Origin of the sequence: Gilliamella sp. Pas-s25, assembly GCF_009795885.1 — a bacterium.
In the GTDB taxonomy this organism is placed as follows: Bacteria; Pseudomonadota; Gammaproteobacteria; order Enterobacterales; family Orbaceae; genus Gilliamella.
In genome coordinates, this window is sequence record NZ_WTEV01000006.1 from 41,942 (window position 1) to 56,438 (window position 14,497).

Annotated in this window: 16 protein-coding genes; 5 read left to right on the forward strand and 11 right to left on the reverse strand. The window is 31.6% G+C overall.

Annotated elements, in window-relative coordinates; translation table 11 throughout:
* Nucleotides 1–19: 19 nt before the first annotated feature.
* Nucleotides 20–931 (reverse strand): LysR family transcriptional regulator, encoded by a 912-nt coding sequence (locus tag GQ593_RS04280; RefSeq protein WP_160430854.1) that lies wholly within the window; start codon nucleotides 929–931, stop codon nucleotides 20–22.
* Nucleotides 932–1,066: 135 nt separating this feature from the next.
* Here GQ593_RS04280 and GQ593_RS04285 point away from each other — a divergent pair, with 135 nt between their 5' ends.
* A complete protein-coding gene (locus tag GQ593_RS04285; RefSeq protein WP_160430856.1) occupies nucleotides 1,067–1,471 on the forward strand; it encodes a DoxX family protein in 405 nt (134 codons plus the stop codon).
* 435 nt (nucleotides 1,472–1,906) lie between these two features.
* On the forward strand, nucleotides 1,907–2,128 hold the full coding sequence (locus GQ593_RS14170; RefSeq protein ID WP_442903587.1) for an integrase core domain-containing protein: 222 nt from the start codon (nucleotides 1,907–1,909) through the stop codon (nucleotides 2,126–2,128).
* A 635-nt stretch (nucleotides 2,129–2,763) separates the two neighbouring features.
* On the opposite strand, the gene GQ593_RS04295 is transcribed toward GQ593_RS14170, so the two are convergent.
* From GQ593_RS04295 to mobH, 3 genes are read right to left on the reverse strand one after another with little or no spacing between them, the layout of a single operon-like run.
* The gene (locus GQ593_RS04295) at nucleotides 2,764–3,411 is read right to left on the reverse strand and encodes a site-specific integrase (protein WP_160430858.1); all 648 of its coding nucleotides are present in this window, start codon (nucleotides 3,409–3,411) and stop codon (nucleotides 2,764–2,766) included.
* The gene (locus GQ593_RS04300; protein WP_160430860.1) at nucleotides 3,405–3,731 is read right to left on the reverse strand and encodes a phage integrase SAM-like domain-containing protein; all 327 of its coding nucleotides are present in this window, start codon (nucleotides 3,729–3,731) and stop codon (nucleotides 3,405–3,407) included. The genes GQ593_RS04295 and GQ593_RS04300 overlap by 7 nt, the downstream gene beginning before the upstream one ends.
* A 12-nt stretch (nucleotides 3,732–3,743) precedes the next feature.
* A complete protein-coding gene (mobH, locus tag GQ593_RS04305) occupies nucleotides 3,744–5,645 on the reverse strand; it encodes a MobH family relaxase (RefSeq protein ID WP_160430861.1) in 1,902 nt (633 codons plus the stop codon).
* A 378-nt stretch (nucleotides 5,646–6,023) separates the two neighbouring features.
* On the opposite strand from mobH, the gene GQ593_RS04310 reads away from it, so the two are divergent.
* From GQ593_RS04310 to GQ593_RS04320, 3 genes are all read left to right on the forward strand, one after another.
* Entirely contained in the window at nucleotides 6,024–6,416 is a 393-nt protein-coding gene (locus GQ593_RS04310) for a hypothetical protein (RefSeq protein ID WP_160430863.1), read from the forward strand.
* 74 nt (nucleotides 6,417–6,490) lie between these two features.
* Nucleotides 6,491–6,904: a hypothetical protein gene (locus GQ593_RS04315; RefSeq protein ID WP_160430866.1), complete on the forward strand. Its 414-nt coding sequence runs from the start codon at nucleotides 6,491–6,493 to the stop codon at nucleotides 6,902–6,904.
* A gap of 106 nt (nucleotides 6,905–7,010) precedes the next feature.
* Nucleotides 7,011–7,337 (forward strand): hypothetical protein, encoded by a 327-nt coding sequence (locus GQ593_RS04320; protein ID WP_160430868.1) that lies wholly within the window; start codon nucleotides 7,011–7,013, stop codon nucleotides 7,335–7,337.
* Nucleotides 7,338–7,360: 23 nt separating this feature from the next.
* Here the strand turns inward: GQ593_RS04320 and GQ593_RS04325 are convergent, their stop codons facing one another.
* The 7 genes from GQ593_RS04325 to GQ593_RS04355 form a co-directional block, all read right to left on the reverse strand.
* Nucleotides 7,361–7,717, reverse strand: a complete 357-nt coding sequence (locus GQ593_RS04325; RefSeq protein WP_160430870.1) for a hypothetical protein — start codon at nucleotides 7,715–7,717, stop codon at nucleotides 7,361–7,363.
* Nucleotides 7,718–7,834: 117 nt separating this feature from the next.
* Nucleotides 7,835–10,135, reverse strand: a complete 2,301-nt coding sequence (locus tag GQ593_RS04330; protein WP_160430872.1) for an SNF2-related protein — start codon at nucleotides 10,133–10,135, stop codon at nucleotides 7,835–7,837.
* Between the two features lie 81 nt (nucleotides 10,136–10,216).
* A complete protein-coding gene (locus GQ593_RS04335; protein ID WP_160430873.1) occupies nucleotides 10,217–11,689 on the reverse strand; it encodes a DUF6094 domain-containing protein in 1,473 nt (490 codons plus the stop codon).
* A 15-nt stretch (nucleotides 11,690–11,704) separates the two neighbouring features.
* Nucleotides 11,705–12,283: a hypothetical protein gene (locus GQ593_RS04340; protein WP_160430875.1), complete on the reverse strand. Its 579-nt coding sequence runs from the start codon at nucleotides 12,281–12,283 to the stop codon at nucleotides 11,705–11,707.
* 79 nt (nucleotides 12,284–12,362) lie between these two features.
* Nucleotides 12,363–12,914: a DUF3275 family protein gene (locus GQ593_RS04345; RefSeq protein ID WP_160430877.1), complete on the reverse strand. Its 552-nt coding sequence runs from the start codon at nucleotides 12,912–12,914 to the stop codon at nucleotides 12,363–12,365.
* 86 nt (nucleotides 12,915–13,000) lie between these two features.
* Entirely contained in the window at nucleotides 13,001–13,387 is a 387-nt protein-coding gene (locus tag GQ593_RS04350; protein ID WP_160430879.1) for a hypothetical protein, read from the reverse strand.
* Between the two features lie 299 nt (nucleotides 13,388–13,686).
* Complete coding sequence (locus tag GQ593_RS04355) at nucleotides 13,687–14,040, reverse strand: virulence factor (RefSeq protein ID WP_160430881.1); 354 nt, start codon at nucleotides 14,038–14,040, stop codon at nucleotides 13,687–13,689.
* Nucleotides 14,041–14,497: the final 457 nt, after the last annotated feature.

Genomic DNA, 14,497 nt, shown 5'->3' on the forward strand with positions numbered 1-14,497 from the left:
ACAATACGTACCCCATTTCTCAACAAACTAACCTTCGGTAATCTTTAAGTTCACCGATTAAAAAATCGATTAAACAACGTGTTCTAAGTGGTAACAATTTACGGCTTGGGTAAATAGCATAAATATTCAAATCCTCGACATTATAATCTAGCAAAACACGAACCAACCTCTTCATTTTAATATCTTGACCAATAATAAAATCGGGTTGTAGTGAAATACCGCCATTTTGTAGCATAATTTGGCGACAAGTATCGCCATTATTACAATAAATATTCGCTTTTAAATTAACTGAGTCATAAGTATTATCTTTGTAAAAATGCCATTGTTCTTTTTTAGCCCATTGGCTATACATAATAATTTTATGATTTAATAATTCCTCAGGATGATTGGGCATGCCATATTTGGCGACATAATCTGGTGAAGCTGCAGCGATAATTTGTGTGGTTGCCAATTTTCGACTAATTAGCGATGAGTTTTCTAATCGACTAATTCGAACAGCAAGATCATACCCCTCTTCAAGTAAGTCAACCACACGATCAGACAGTGTAATATCTAACTCTATATTTGGGTATTTATCGATAAATTTTTGCCATAAAGGCGCTAAATATAAAATACCAAAACTAACAGGTACATTAATGCGGAGCATACCTTGGGGACTTACTTTATTCAAGCTTATTGCGTTTTCTGCCTCTATGGTTGCATTAATAATAGCTTTTGCTTGCAAGTAAAACGTTTGTCCTTCGTAAGTAATGACCATTTTCCGCGTAGTTCGTTGCAACAATCGCACTTGCAAACGATCTTCTAACGATTGAATATAACGCGACACAGCCTGCTTAGACATATTCAATTTATTTGCAGCCTCAACAAAGCTATTACAATCAACAACGGTTACAAATACTGTCATTTCTAATAATTTATTTGACCTATTCATCTAACTCCACCCAATTATTCCATTTTATGAGACAATAAATCACATATTACCCTATTTATACTTAAATAAATAACCATTAATATAAATATATAACTATCGAACAACGTCAATTTATTTACCTATAGGAACAACAATATGAAACCATATCAAACTGATATTGCATCGCTTTTATTACGTATAGCGTTAGGCGTTATGTTTTTGGCGCATGGATTAACTAAACTCCTTGTTTTTACCCCTAATGGCACAGCTCAGTATTTTGAATCACTGGGTTTGCCGGGATTTGTAGGTTATTTAACAATTGCTTTTGAAATTGGTGGTGGTGTGTTATTACTGTTAGGGGTGCTAACTCGTATGATCAGCTCACTCGCTGTTATTCAAATGATTGTCATTAGTTTCATTCATTCAGTAAATGGTTGGTCATTTAGTAATGCCGGTGGCGGTTGGGAGTATCCTGCTTTTATGGCACTAAGTGCCTTTAGTTTGGCGTTGTTAGGAAGTGGTCGGTTTAGTGTATTATTTAAAGGTACGAAGTATGAGTGAGATAAGATTAGAATTATTTTTTCAAAAAACAAAATGTTAATATGTATGAATCTTCGCATTGTTTTTACACGATCTTTGTGTCGAATGGCATTTGCACATATTAGGCAAGAATCTCTGGTGTGTACTTTTTACTGTTATTGTTATGTAACTATCCCCTAAAATAGTACAGCAAAAAAGTAGAAAATTCTCTATGATAAAAGTAAAGAGGATTTAATTATGAAAAAAATGACTGAACATCAAATCGTAGCTATTCGATGACTTTAATCGTGAGGGCTAGGCATTAATATTGCAGTAAGCTTACCGGCAGGGATAATTATCCGTTATCTGGATAAACTGGCTGAATATCATGGTTATCCACTCAAAATATGAGTAGATTATGGACCGGAATTCACCGGAAATACGTTTATTAAATGGGCAAAGTCACATGGTATAACCATAGATTATATTGAGCTCGGCAGCCCATATCAAAGTGGGTATATTGAACAATTTAATCGCACCTATCGCACAGAACTATTAGATTTATATCTATTTAATAATCTAGAACAAGTAAGAAAGATAGCTGAAGAATGGCTAACCAGTTATAACACCGAAAGACCTCATGAAGCACTAAATAATATGATGCCGATTGAGTATAAAACACTAAAACAAGCAGCATGATTTTCTACTTGAATCTTGTACTAAGTTTGCGGTATTTACAATGTAATTAAAGGCCATAATTTAGCACCAGTTGGCATTATTAATAAAAAAAGGCCCTTACCATCAGACAATTACTTGAGGTTTAGATGACTGAATTTGTTTATCAGTTAATGGTTTTACTACTCTAGCCATATATCACCTAATTTTTAGTAATACATCTTTTATTACCCATGATTTGTATTACTAAACATATTACTAAAATTGGTAATAACAGCCAAATTAACACGAATGAAAATGAACAATAAACACGGTTTATTTTATATAATTTAATGATTTTATTTACTAAAATGAAAAGTGATAAAACATTTAATGGTGGCCCCTACTGGACTTGAACCAGTGACCAATCGATTATGAGTCGACTACATCAAATAACTGATTTTAATATTTAACTAAGCTCAGTATAGAGGGATAGATATTGTTTATAAATAATAAATAAATTAAAATTTTTGTCAACATCAATAATTATTCAGCATTTTATAACTATTAATACATTTCTGGCTAGTTTTTCATATTATTACTTTCAATTAAATAAATAGCAGTAAGTTATTTTAAATAATTTTAATAATCAACAAACCACTATTTATATAATTACTCCATTATTTTAATTGGTTAAAATGAGCATCTAAGCAAGATCTTAATTGTTCATGATCTGTCACAATATATTCTAATGTCGTTGACAAAGATGAATGCCCTAATAGTTCTTTTACCAACGTCACATTTCTGTCTGGATGCCTCATCAAGTTTGTTGCTAATGTATGTCTAAATCGGTGTGGACTAACTCTTACGCAACAAGCTTTTGATAACTGCTGAAAAAAAGAATCTATTCTATTAAAATTCATTTCTTTATAAAAATCACATTTATTATTTTTAAAATGATAAATATTAAATAATTGCATAGTCGGTTTCTTATTCAACATTTTCAATTGTTTTTTTAATTCAACAATATCATTGAATACATCATCAATGAGCGGAATTTCTCGTTCGCTGTGAGTTTTAGAGCCTTCTTCTCTTAAAAATAGCTTCTTATCTTTATCATTAACATCACAAATACGAATATGCAACAATTGATTACGTCGTATTCCTGTATATTGCAAGACTTTAATTAAAGTTATCCAAAACTGTGCTGGATAACAAAAATCTTTTATTGATTCTTTTAGCTGCTTTTGTTTTAGAAAATTTAAACAAATATCAATATTTGTTTGTGATACAGTCTTTTTTGCTTTCTTCCCCGATTTGATTAACATACTATCAAACGGATTTTTTTTTGAGCAACTAAACTATTTTCAATTCCAAACTTCATCAATGCTTTAAAATGCCGACAATAGCTATTCCACGTTACATTTTTACATTGTCTTACACACAAAATGTGGTTTCTAAAATTAGATACCTTTTCATGAGTGATGGAATCAATATCTGTAAACTCGCTATAAAAAAATCGAGTAAATGATTCAATATATCTTTGATAATTGTAACTACTTTGTTCACGCAATGACTTAAAGTCTAGATATGCAATTAACAATTTTTGCCAAGACATTTTTCCTTGTGTTTCTGTTTTTGTTTTCATAAAAACTCCTTATTAATTGTTTTTGTAAATATTAATATCATGGATTAAAGTTAAATGAGGGTTATCAGGGAAATTATTCTCAATAGCAAATAATGGTTTGTTATCAATTAAATAACCCTTAATAAAAGTATGACTCTTTCTTTTTCCAGAAATGATGCATTTCCAGATGTTAAATCCTTCATCACTAAATTTTGTATGAATTTTTAAAGCTTGAAATTCACGTTGATATTGTTTCCAGTTACTATCATCATCATTACCATTTATATGTAAACTGTATTTTTTAAAAATTTTGGGAGTTACCATAAATATTTTATGGTCAACAGTATGAATGCATGCATTTTGGTTATTAACTGGTAATTTTTTATCAATAATTTGACTTCTAACCCATTTAAAAAATGGGTGATTATAGATATCATCATTATCTAATGTGTTAGAAATACACTCATTTGAAATAGAAATATTATTATTTTTTGAATCATTCCCTTTTATCTGACGGTTCTCTTTGGAATTGTCGCAATCATCGTGATTATCAGCCATATCTACTTCAGATATCTCAATATTTGTCTGTTGATTAGAAAATAGATTAAATATTGTATTTTGCATTATAGAAGCTTTGTCATCTACAGACTCAGATATAATGTTTAATTTAGGCTCTTCTTCAACTTCCTCGGCAGGAATGGCAGGAATATTATCGGGTATCATAATATCATTTTTTTCAGTATGTTCAGAATTTTCAGCTTCTATCAACAGTGGAGTGATTGAACCTTTAAATGGTTCTGGTGCATTAGTAATATTATGAAAAGCGACATTGGCGGGTATACGGATAAGTGTTAATTTTTCAGCAATCCAACCACTCTCCTCAGATTCAATTTTACATGTCCAAATGGTTTTATCTTCATCTTCATTTGCTATTGCTATCCCGTGCTCTTTTAGTATATTAAATATTTTTGCATTATCAGTCGGTATATCAGTTATACCGTTTTGTAGCAAATTAGCTTTCATTTTATCGGTAAATGATTTGCTAATAACCCAAACATCTTTTCCATCAAACCAACCATCACAGGCTTTTGGACCATTTAAAATTAACTCCGATTCAATTAAATATCTTATTGAAACAATCATTTTACTCATTAGTGATACTGGCTTACTTAATATTTTTGTTGGATCACCCCCCAAGTTATTCGATACAGAAAACATATCTGCTTTTTGTATAATTTCGGATAATACGCCAGCTTTTTCAGTATGACCTGAACATAAACTTAAAAAAGATTTAAACAATTCAGGGAATTGTGATAACCAAGTGATACTTTCATCTGGTAAAATTCGTTTAATCATCAATGCTGCAGCACTCGGATGAAGAGAATAATCCCTATCTTTTTTATAATTAAACCGATACGGTAAATCTAAATTGCTTTTCCACGGATACCAGATTTTGCCATCGTTCATTTCAACATGAACATCTACAACAACTTTACCTATGTCATGTAACAATGCACCGTATACAACTGCGGCACTCCAAGCCTGAGCTTGTCTTGGAATATCTTCTGCGTTAGCTCCAAGTAAGTAAGATTGCCTCAACTTCAATGCATAATTTGCCACCTCAAGTCCGTGATCAATCATTCCACCTGTATACGAGTGATGGTGTGCTTCCGAAGCTGGCAGTAATTGCACTATTTCAACATAATTATTGATAACATCCATATATAATTTATTAAACCTTTGTTGATCAATTGATACTCGTTGCCAAATTAGTGAGACCAACTTTTTTCGGGAAGGCGTATCAAGCAATTTTTTTGCGGATGTTGGAATATACCACCCATCTAACCCCGATAAAGTGGTTAAAGTGGTGATATCATTAGTTTCGTTGTCTTCTTGTTTATTTTTAACAATTAATTTTTTTATTAAATGAAACATAATCACTATTATTTTTTAGATATCTGTAGTCTTTCAATATAAACTCGGTAAACCACATTTAATATAACAAAATAAACATTAATCAAAAGATCTTATTGCGATTTTTTACTTAATTAGTATAATTATCCTGTTTTCAGCTACTTTTTGTAGCAAACAACGAGAAGATGATCATTAATTCTCAGACGCTGCCAATAATGGGGCGTTCCTTTCTTAAGGTGATCACATCCTAACAACCAACAAACTCACTGTTTCTTGCAGGTTGGTAACATCTATTTGATGTTGAGTTCTTATAAACTATCTTTTACTCACCCATAGGGGAATTTTATCCCTATCGGGCATAAATTCTCCTTTTTATTGACTTAATTTTGGAGAATTATCATGACAATTAATTACATTAAAGACTTATTTACAAGTAATTATGGATTTAAACTAGAGATCACTTTCACTGACAATAATCAGGTCGAAATTATCACTTCTGAGCGTAGTTTCAATTCAATTATTGAGGCTGAAAATGAAATTACTCACCTTCTTAGTGATATTTGGATGGATGGTGAAATTAATAATCGTCCATGTAAAGTTAAACGTGCATCAATAGTAGACAATTCTACCCAGAACATAGTAATTAGTGGCTTAGTAAATGTAGTATTAGTTCATTGGCAGTTAAACCCAACAACTAATTTCATCGAATATCTGAAACGTAAATTACCTATTGTTCGTAATATTGAAATAGCTAAACTCATTGATCTAACTCGTTATGAATTAGCTTTATAAAAACTCTACACATTCCATTAGGAGAATACTCCTAATGGAGTGTTCTCCATCAATTAAACTATAGGAGAACACTTATGTATAGTGAAAATAAACTTGATAATGATACTAGTAAACGACTCTATCTTAGAGATGACATTATAAAAATTGATGACGATATATTATCTAATATTAAACGATATGATTTGATTAATTCATTCTCTGATGGAGAAGGCGTTGAATTTAATCTCTATCTATCAAAAATGGAAGATTGGTTAATGAAACAATGGCAATGTAATAATTTAAATGATTTCAATCATAAAATTGCTAGCCGTTTCAATTCATCTTATAAAGAAATTTTATCATCAGGAGATTATACACAATGTTTTTTGATTTGCTTTTTGGAGCATTTAAAAGAATTAGGCCATAATGCCTATTTTGATTTGTATTCCGAAGCTGTATTAAGTATTGATGGTGAAATTATTGATAATATCTGTCTCTTAACTAGTTAAATCATTCACAATAAGAAAGCAAGGAAACTTGCTTTTTTACGACTGATTTTATTCAGTGCAGATTGGACTCACGCAATAGATTTAAAAATAGGGGTTGAGGCTAATAATGGAAACAATAAAAAAAACAATTACAACAATCGAACAAATTAAAACACAAAAAGGGCTAGTTCTACAACGAACATTAACACATATAGCAACTAGTGATGGCACGCTCTGCAATAGCTATACAATAAAAAGAAATGAAAAAAATGAAGTAATTGGGGATTCTCTAAAAATCGCTGAAAACCAATACCCAATAACGTGTGTTGAGTGCCTAGTAACATGGGGGGAAGTTTGTAATTTTACTATTTCGGATTTTGCAGATTCTGAACAAAATAATTTCACTGAAACTCAGTTAAAAGAGATTTGTTTTGATAATTGCAACTCAGATTAATTTACAATATCAGCAACTCCATATTAATTTAATATGTAAGTTTGAATAAATCTTGATATTTCAAACATTTCAAAATCTAAATTATCACTGTACTTATTGATAACATGCAAACAATTGATACTATTTGCTTTAAATGAAAGAAAGCCCTCTTGATGCTCCACATCAATAACTGTTAAAAAAATATCTTCGGTATTATTCTTATCGAATAGTTGAGAATGCAAAGACAGTAACTTGTTAATATCGAATTTTTCATTATTTTTATATTTTAAATCAAATCCTTTTTCAATTAATCGTTCGCATGTGGTTATAATAACTATCTTCTCTTTCTCCTTTAATTGTTTTCTTTTTTCTTGTTCTCGAATGCAAGCCATATCCATCATTATTTGCTCCTATAATTATTTAGGCAATAATATTATTGCACTTATAATGCCATTTGGATTTATAATTAAAAAAAACTGACACATAACGTGCCAGCTTTTACTTTATATCACTTATTTTTATACGGCAATTAGCTGTTTTGCTAAAGCCACTTCAATGGATTCATCATCAGAATTAAGTATATCTAATCCCGATTCAGGCATATCCCCTGAAGTACTTTGTGAAACCGCTATTTTTTTTGCCATTAATTTTAAACAGCTTGTTTGTGCTGAATTTTCATAGCCCAAATAAATCACTTTTACATCATTTTTCTGGCCAATTCTGAACGAACGTTTTGCTGCTTGTTGCAATGTGTAAACATTAAAACCAGTTTGCAAGAAAATAATGGTTGGAAAATCAAGTAAATCAAGACCAGTCTTAACAAGTTCTGGATTTGTTATGACAATATCATAATCTTTATCCACTTTGTCTAAGATCCAATCCTCCCTCTTTTCTGGCGACACATTTGATTTTAATATAGCTGTTTTTAAACCAGCTTGTTCTAAAATAAGCTTAAGCCGTCCAGTTATGTCTCGAGTACCAGTATAAGTTGCATATACTAATACTTTACGACAATCTGTTTTTTCAGCTAAACAATGTTCAACTAAAGATTGCTCTTTTGGCGAACATTCAATAAAACTATCACCCTCATCACCACTAAATACAGATGGCACAAAAGCCAGCTTATCTCGTGTTCTTGGATGAGTGACTGTTTCTGCTCTAAAACAGCAATCAGGCCATGCAAGTAAGGTATTGAGTACAACACCAAGTAATGTTGTATCTCTTTTCACTAATGCACTTCTCAACTCACTCTTAAGTTTATTCGATAAATCATCGTAATAACTTCTTTGCTCATATGACATTTTAATATCAATATACTCTTCAGTATAATTCGGGAGAATATTATCACCAATATCTTTAAGCTTTAGAAATACTGTATACGGTAATACATATCGTAAAATACCCTTTGGCCCAAAACCTGGAGCTTTTTGTGTTCGATGAGAAATCTGATTACCTTTGGCTGTTTTATGACTATTTCCATGCCTTTCCGTATATAGGTCTTTAATGATTCCATGATCTCGCATAAACTCCATTGCTGCAGTACCAAGTGAACCTCTGCTATTCGGTTTATAACCGTCTTCAATCATCTTAGACGTTAATACACGGAAAAGTAAAAAAAATAGGTCATCTGCATAACCTCCCATCAAAGTACCAGTTAAAAGTAAAATCTTTTTAACTTGGCTGGCAAGCACACCCATCGCCTGCCCTTGTGCAGAGCCTTGATTTTTATACTCATGACCTTCATCAACAATCAATAAATCAAAAAATCCTTGTGGTAAATATCTTTTGATAAATTCGGTAGCTTGATAAGCACCTTCGCCAAAACCAAATTCAAGTTTAGCTAAAGCTTTTTCCATTCTTATTGCTTGTCTGTCAGTGAAAATAAACTCACCATTTTCATTCATAAGATTAACAAAATCTGATGCATTATCCGCAAGCAGATCAGATAGAAAATCGTCACCAAATTTATTAATTAGAGATTCAGCTTTCACTGGCCCAATTGTCGGAATTTGACACATCGATTTTTTAACTCTGTCTCTAAAACTAGAATTCGAGTTATTTAATGGTCTAATCAAAGTCCATAAAGCACTGCCACAATTCACACAAGTTGTTCGATGTTCTTTCAAAACAAAATCGCTAAAAAGAATTAACTCCCCCTCGTCATCACGACAAAAATTATAACAGTCGGGACAAGCAGCACAGTCTTTTTTTATGTATTTTGTTTTAACTTCCCCACGTTCATGAATATTTTGCTTTTGGTAAATAGGTTTTGATTTCAGTGCATGTTTCCAGTGGTATCCCATCCGCATTCGAACACGTCCTAAAACGTAAAATTCAGGCACATTAGATGTAATACCTAACTTAAGCTCTTGCCTCAATTTTAATAGCTTCACAAGTGTATCTGAGCCATTTAAAACCCATACTCTTGCACCTGGTATCGTTTCTAAAATTTCTCGTCGCCATTTATATACAAGATGAGGTGGCGAAATTATCAGATTACGTCGATACTGGGCTTCATAGTGAAGTACTGCTGCCACAGCAATTGCCATCATTGTCTTTCCTGTTCCCATTTCAGCATTGATAATTGCTGCAGGTTCATTCTGATCTAATAACAATTTTGTAACAGCCTGTACAACATTAGCTTGTTCACTAAATGGTTTACGTTTTAACTGTTCCATAATTGATTGTCGTTCAAATGACATATCATCCTCACTGTAAACTGGAGGATTAGATGCATTCAAACTATTCAATAGTGAATCTTTAAACTCGTTAATAAAACTATTTAAATCAATTTGTATATTTGATGTTACTTGTTCCATTTTTAATCCTTAAATAAAAAGGGATACAAGCTCCACAAGGGATTGTATCCCTTATGGGTTAATGTTTAAATTAATATAGATTTAATATTCATTTGGCAGCATTAACGTAGTTATAAAACCTCGCTCACCATGCCATTCAGTAATAATCCATAGTTTTATATCATCAGAAAGCTTATAACTTGCAAATAAGCGATCATTTTTTTGTCCTTGCCTTAAAACTCGATCATTTAATTTTTTGTCACTATCATCCATATCATTACCCCAATCACCTTTTTCATAACGACTGAGAGCTTTTGAAACAGCAAGTGCCATATTAAAATCACTATCTGTTAAGGACTTAACTCCTTGTGTAAAATAAATCTCTCCAGTGATAACCAAATTGTATTGATTATTTTCAAGACATCCATCATTTTCACACAATTCATCAGCTTCATTATCTCGGTTCGAAATCAGAAATAACGAACCAAATGTTTCAGAATTTGGAGTGAAATCCCATGCCTGAATTGAAGGAACAAATTTATCAGTCAAAATTGTTTTTGATTCAATAATAAATCCATTATCATCCAACGTATTTTCAACATTTTTCGACTTTGATTTATAAGTATCACCTTTAATAATATATGTTTTACCTGTGTTAGACTTTACAATACCATTGATTTCACCAGCAGCTAGTGCTAACGATAAATGCCAATCCGACATTTTACACAACGGTTTGCGTTTGCGTTCACAACATTTTTTGAAAAAAAGATTAAAGTCATTCCATAATCCACCTATCTTTTTAATTTCCTGACCTAACTCTTCATCGGTAAATGATAATTTATAGAAAGACTTAATTTCACTTTCTAGCTCAGGAATTTGATACATTGGCTTATTTGTAACAGCTATCTCATCAGGAGCAATTTCTCCTTCAAAAATAGCCTTAAATTTCGCCTTCACATCATTTTTTTCCTGAAGTGATATATCATTTTGTCGAACTTTTCTTCCAAAAATAACAATTTGCTTGAATTGTTTATCACAAGCTGTAAATATTGAAATATCAGTGAACTGATTTGCAATCCAATTTGAAAGCATCTCATCAAGCTGAGTAAACGGAATTATTAATACTAAAATACCGTTATACTGAAGCGACGGAATCGTAAAACGATAGAATATTTTCTCTAGTCGTTTGTAGTCTTTCTGATAATTTTTAATTGCTCCATTATGTTCACTAGTTAAATCTCCGTATGGCGGATTTAAGAATAATAAACCAAAGGAATTAGGTGAAATAACGGTATCAAATAAGTCACTTCTTAACAAAACATCACAATATTTTTGAGCTAGTTCTGCTCGATGTCGATTGTATTCAATACCATATAGTTTTGCTTTATGACTAAGTGAATACGCAATATTACTTGCTGCTCGAGCTTCACCAACGCAAGGATCTAAAACTCGAATAGCAGTATTATCAGTTCTTACAAAATGGCTAATAATTGCATTTGTTGTAGCATCATCCGTTGGATAATAGCCATTTTTAGCAAAATTATGCGCCACTCTCGGTGATACAAGTGTAACCATAAATACTCCCTATGATTATGATAAAGTTAAAATACCATCACAAATTTTTTGGCTCATGATTTGAGTTAATATTGTGTCGTTTACAATAATTGTTGTTGCATCAATATCACCAACAATTGCTTTATGTTCTTTAATCATTCCTTGTTGTTTAGCAATCGATACAATTTTGTCAGCCCAATGTTCTAAAATGGGTACAGATGAAAGTGTTTTAATTGCATCAAAGTAACGATTATGTCTAGTGGAAACATCTTCTATCTTATAAATAGAGATCATTGAATTTGAATCACGGTTTGGCTCAATAATGCGTTTATCAAAAATAAAAGCATGAATCAACGAACCAAATAACGTTTTAGTTACTTTCAATGTGCGCTTTGCATAATACTTTCCTTCAGCTAAAAACACCCGATGATGATTTAACTTAATATCCGTTAAACCATGTGTAGTTGTTTCGCCAATCGTAAGTTTTGCAAAGAGTTCCTGCATTGCTGTATCTTTCCCCCATACAGATAAAAAAATCAGTTCGGAGTCATTATTCGCAATACAACAATCACATTTCAAATCTGGAATATCTTGTAATGTAAGAATGTTACTCATTAAAGTTTCTCCTTAAATCAATATAAGGAGAAACGATCTCTAGAGAGACCTGTTTCTCCCCAGAGATAGATAAGTTAAGTTAAAATTGTTCTGGCAATTTATTCCAACATTGGCTTTTATAGTCAAAATGGTAACCAAGTTCGATTAAACGTTTTTTCTGGGAACGTATTTTTAAGCGATCCTCCGTTGAATCTAGTTTAACTTGATCACCTATCGGCCATAAAATACCAAACAGTTCAGCATCACCTGAACCTGAGGTAGCCATAGTTTCTTCATGTTGATGTTCAGTATTAACTTTCTGAACTTCAGATGACTCAGTCTGACAAATAGGGTCTTCTGATACATGTATTTTTTCCGAATCTGCTTCATCTAATTTGGATGAATTAACCAGATCCATATCTTCAATATACGCACAACATTCAATAACAACACGATTGCCATAACTATATGAAGAAGATTTGATTTGTTTAATCACAAACGACCCTTCATATTTTCCAGCTTCATACTGATCCAATAATTTATTATCTTTTAAAGAAAATTCACCAATGGACGTAAAAAGCTTGGCAACATTGAAATTGCCATATTTACCCGTTCTGGTTGTAATGACTAATTCACCAGGTATTGAAATCATATTAATGCTCCAGTATAAAAAGTAAAAATAAAAACCAACTACTTTATGCGTAATAAAGTAAGCTGGTTTAAATAGAAATAGGAAAACTATTTTTGTAGTTGATGATAATTTCTAACTTGAGTTCGCCATTCTTGATTTACTTCAAAATTAGCTAATTCAAGGTAATTAAGTGGACATGAATAATAAGGAGGAAAAGATAATTCACAATAATATGAATAGCTCCAAGCCTCGTCAATTTTTTTAATCAAATTACATTTTATGTAACGGTATTTACCCGCCAGTAAAATGTTTCGATAATCGTTTATGACATTAAATTCAATTAATGACCATAATATGGTTACTCCATGAATATAGTCATTACAAACATGAAATTGCAATGTTTTTTCTTCATAATGTTCACTATAAACAGGAGCAATTAATAAATTAATTAACTCAGATTTAGTATGAATATTATGCTCAAAATACCATCTCATAATAATAAACCTCCTCAAACAAAATCAGGAGATATCACTCAAGAGGAGTGAAAATCCCCCTCCTGGTTGACATTAAAATTAAGACTTATGTAAGTATTCTTGAATGATTGAACTTAATGATACATTATCAGGTATAGTTGCTTCACAATTGATTAAAGCAAGGAAATATTCTGTTGAAAGAAGTATGTATTCGTTAGTCATGGATATTCTCCTAATTAAAAGTTGAATAAGAAGGAGAATACTTTCCACAGGAGAAAATATTCCCCTATGGGTAAGTGATAAAAACAATTAATTACTTATTAAAATAATTTTCTTGTTTTATTTTGGATCTCATTTTTTTCTAATGAGGCATGAGTTAGTTCTCGTTGTTGCACCAATGCTGGAAGTAAGTCATTGTATTCCTCAATTCTTAGCATTCGAATATCTTTCAATGAAGGTGTAAACCAACTAAACTTTTGTCCCAATTGTTGAACGGCTAAAACACAAGTTACTGCATTAATACTACTATTACCAAAATACACAGATCCTTGCTTCCATTCAAAACCAAGCTTTTTTAACTCATCTCTAACTTCTTTATAAGCATTAGTATATACACCAGGATAATAGTGCTCTAATCTACTAGTATCGAAGTCAAAAGTAATTGCATAAGACATTGAGTATTCCTCAATATATGAATGTGATAGTCTAAAATAACTCAACATCAAATAGATGTTACCAACCTACGAAAGTAGTGAGTTTGTTGGCTGTTAGGATGTGATCACCTTAAGAAAGGAACGCCCCATTTTATTGGCAGCGTCTGAGAATTAATGATCATCTTCTCGTTGTTTGTTACTAATAAAGTAACTAAAACTAGTTTCATTATAATGCAAATTATTCACTAAATTCAATATTAAATTTAAAATCAACAACTAGTTATGTTATGCCCTTTTTACTTTTAGCCTTTTCAGCCTTTTCAAGGTAGGGCCATTCCCATTATGGCCCATTACCATTAATAACCTTTACCTTTTTTCCTTACCCTTTTACCCTTTGTTTTTGCCATTTAAGTATTTAGCATTGACACAAAGCAAAATATATTTTATATATAAAGGATAAATTTTAACCAGAGACATA

Bases quoted from the DNA above. Each gene is read 5' to 3' on its own strand.
- GQ593_RS04355 (WP_160430881.1), bottom strand. From the start codon at position 14,040: ATGTCTTATGCAATTACTTTTGACTTCGATACTAGTAGATTAGAGCAC.
- GQ593_RS04325 (WP_160430870.1), bottom strand. From the start codon at position 7,717: ATGATGGATATGGCTTGCATTCGAGAACAAGAAAAAAGAAAACAATTA.
- GQ593_RS04350 (WP_160430879.1), bottom strand. From the start codon at position 13,387: ATGAGATGGTATTTTGAGCATAATATTCATACTAAATCTGAGTTAATT.
- GQ593_RS04300 (WP_160430860.1), bottom strand. From the start codon at position 3,731: ATGAAAACAAAAACAGAAACACAAGGAAAAATGTCTTGGCAAAAATTG.
- GQ593_RS04330 (WP_160430872.1), bottom strand. From the start codon at position 10,135: ATGGAACAAGTAACATCAAATATACAAATTGATTTAAATAGTTTTATT.
- GQ593_RS04340 (WP_160430875.1), bottom strand. From the start codon at position 12,283: ATGAGTAACATTCTTACATTACAAGATATTCCAGATTTGAAATGTGAT.
- GQ593_RS04280 (WP_160430854.1), bottom strand. From the start codon at position 931: ATGAATAGGTCAAATAAATTATTAGAAATGACAGTATTTGTAACCGTT.
- GQ593_RS04310 (WP_160430863.1), top strand. From the start codon at position 6,024: ATGACAATTAATTACATTAAAGACTTATTTACAAGTAATTATGGATTT.
- mobH (WP_160430861.1), bottom strand. From the start codon at position 5,645: ATGTTTCATTTAATAAAAAAATTAATTGTTAAAAATAAACAAGAAGAC.
- GQ593_RS04315 (WP_160430866.1), top strand. From the start codon at position 6,491: ATGTATAGTGAAAATAAACTTGATAATGATACTAGTAAACGACTCTAT.
- GQ593_RS04345 (WP_160430877.1), bottom strand. From the start codon at position 12,914: ATGATTTCAATACCTGGTGAATTAGTCATTACAACCAGAACGGGTAAA.
- GQ593_RS04295 (WP_160430858.1), bottom strand. From the start codon at position 3,411: ATGTTAATCAAATCGGGGAAGAAAGCAAAAAAGACTGTATCACAAACA.
- GQ593_RS04320 (WP_160430868.1), top strand. From the start codon at position 7,011: ATGGAAACAATAAAAAAAACAATTACAACAATCGAACAAATTAAAACA.
- GQ593_RS04285 (WP_160430856.1), top strand. From the start codon at position 1,067: ATGAAACCATATCAAACTGATATTGCATCGCTTTTATTACGTATAGCG.
- GQ593_RS04335 (WP_160430873.1), bottom strand. From the start codon at position 11,689: ATGGTTACACTTGTATCACCGAGAGTGGCGCATAATTTTGCTAAAAAT.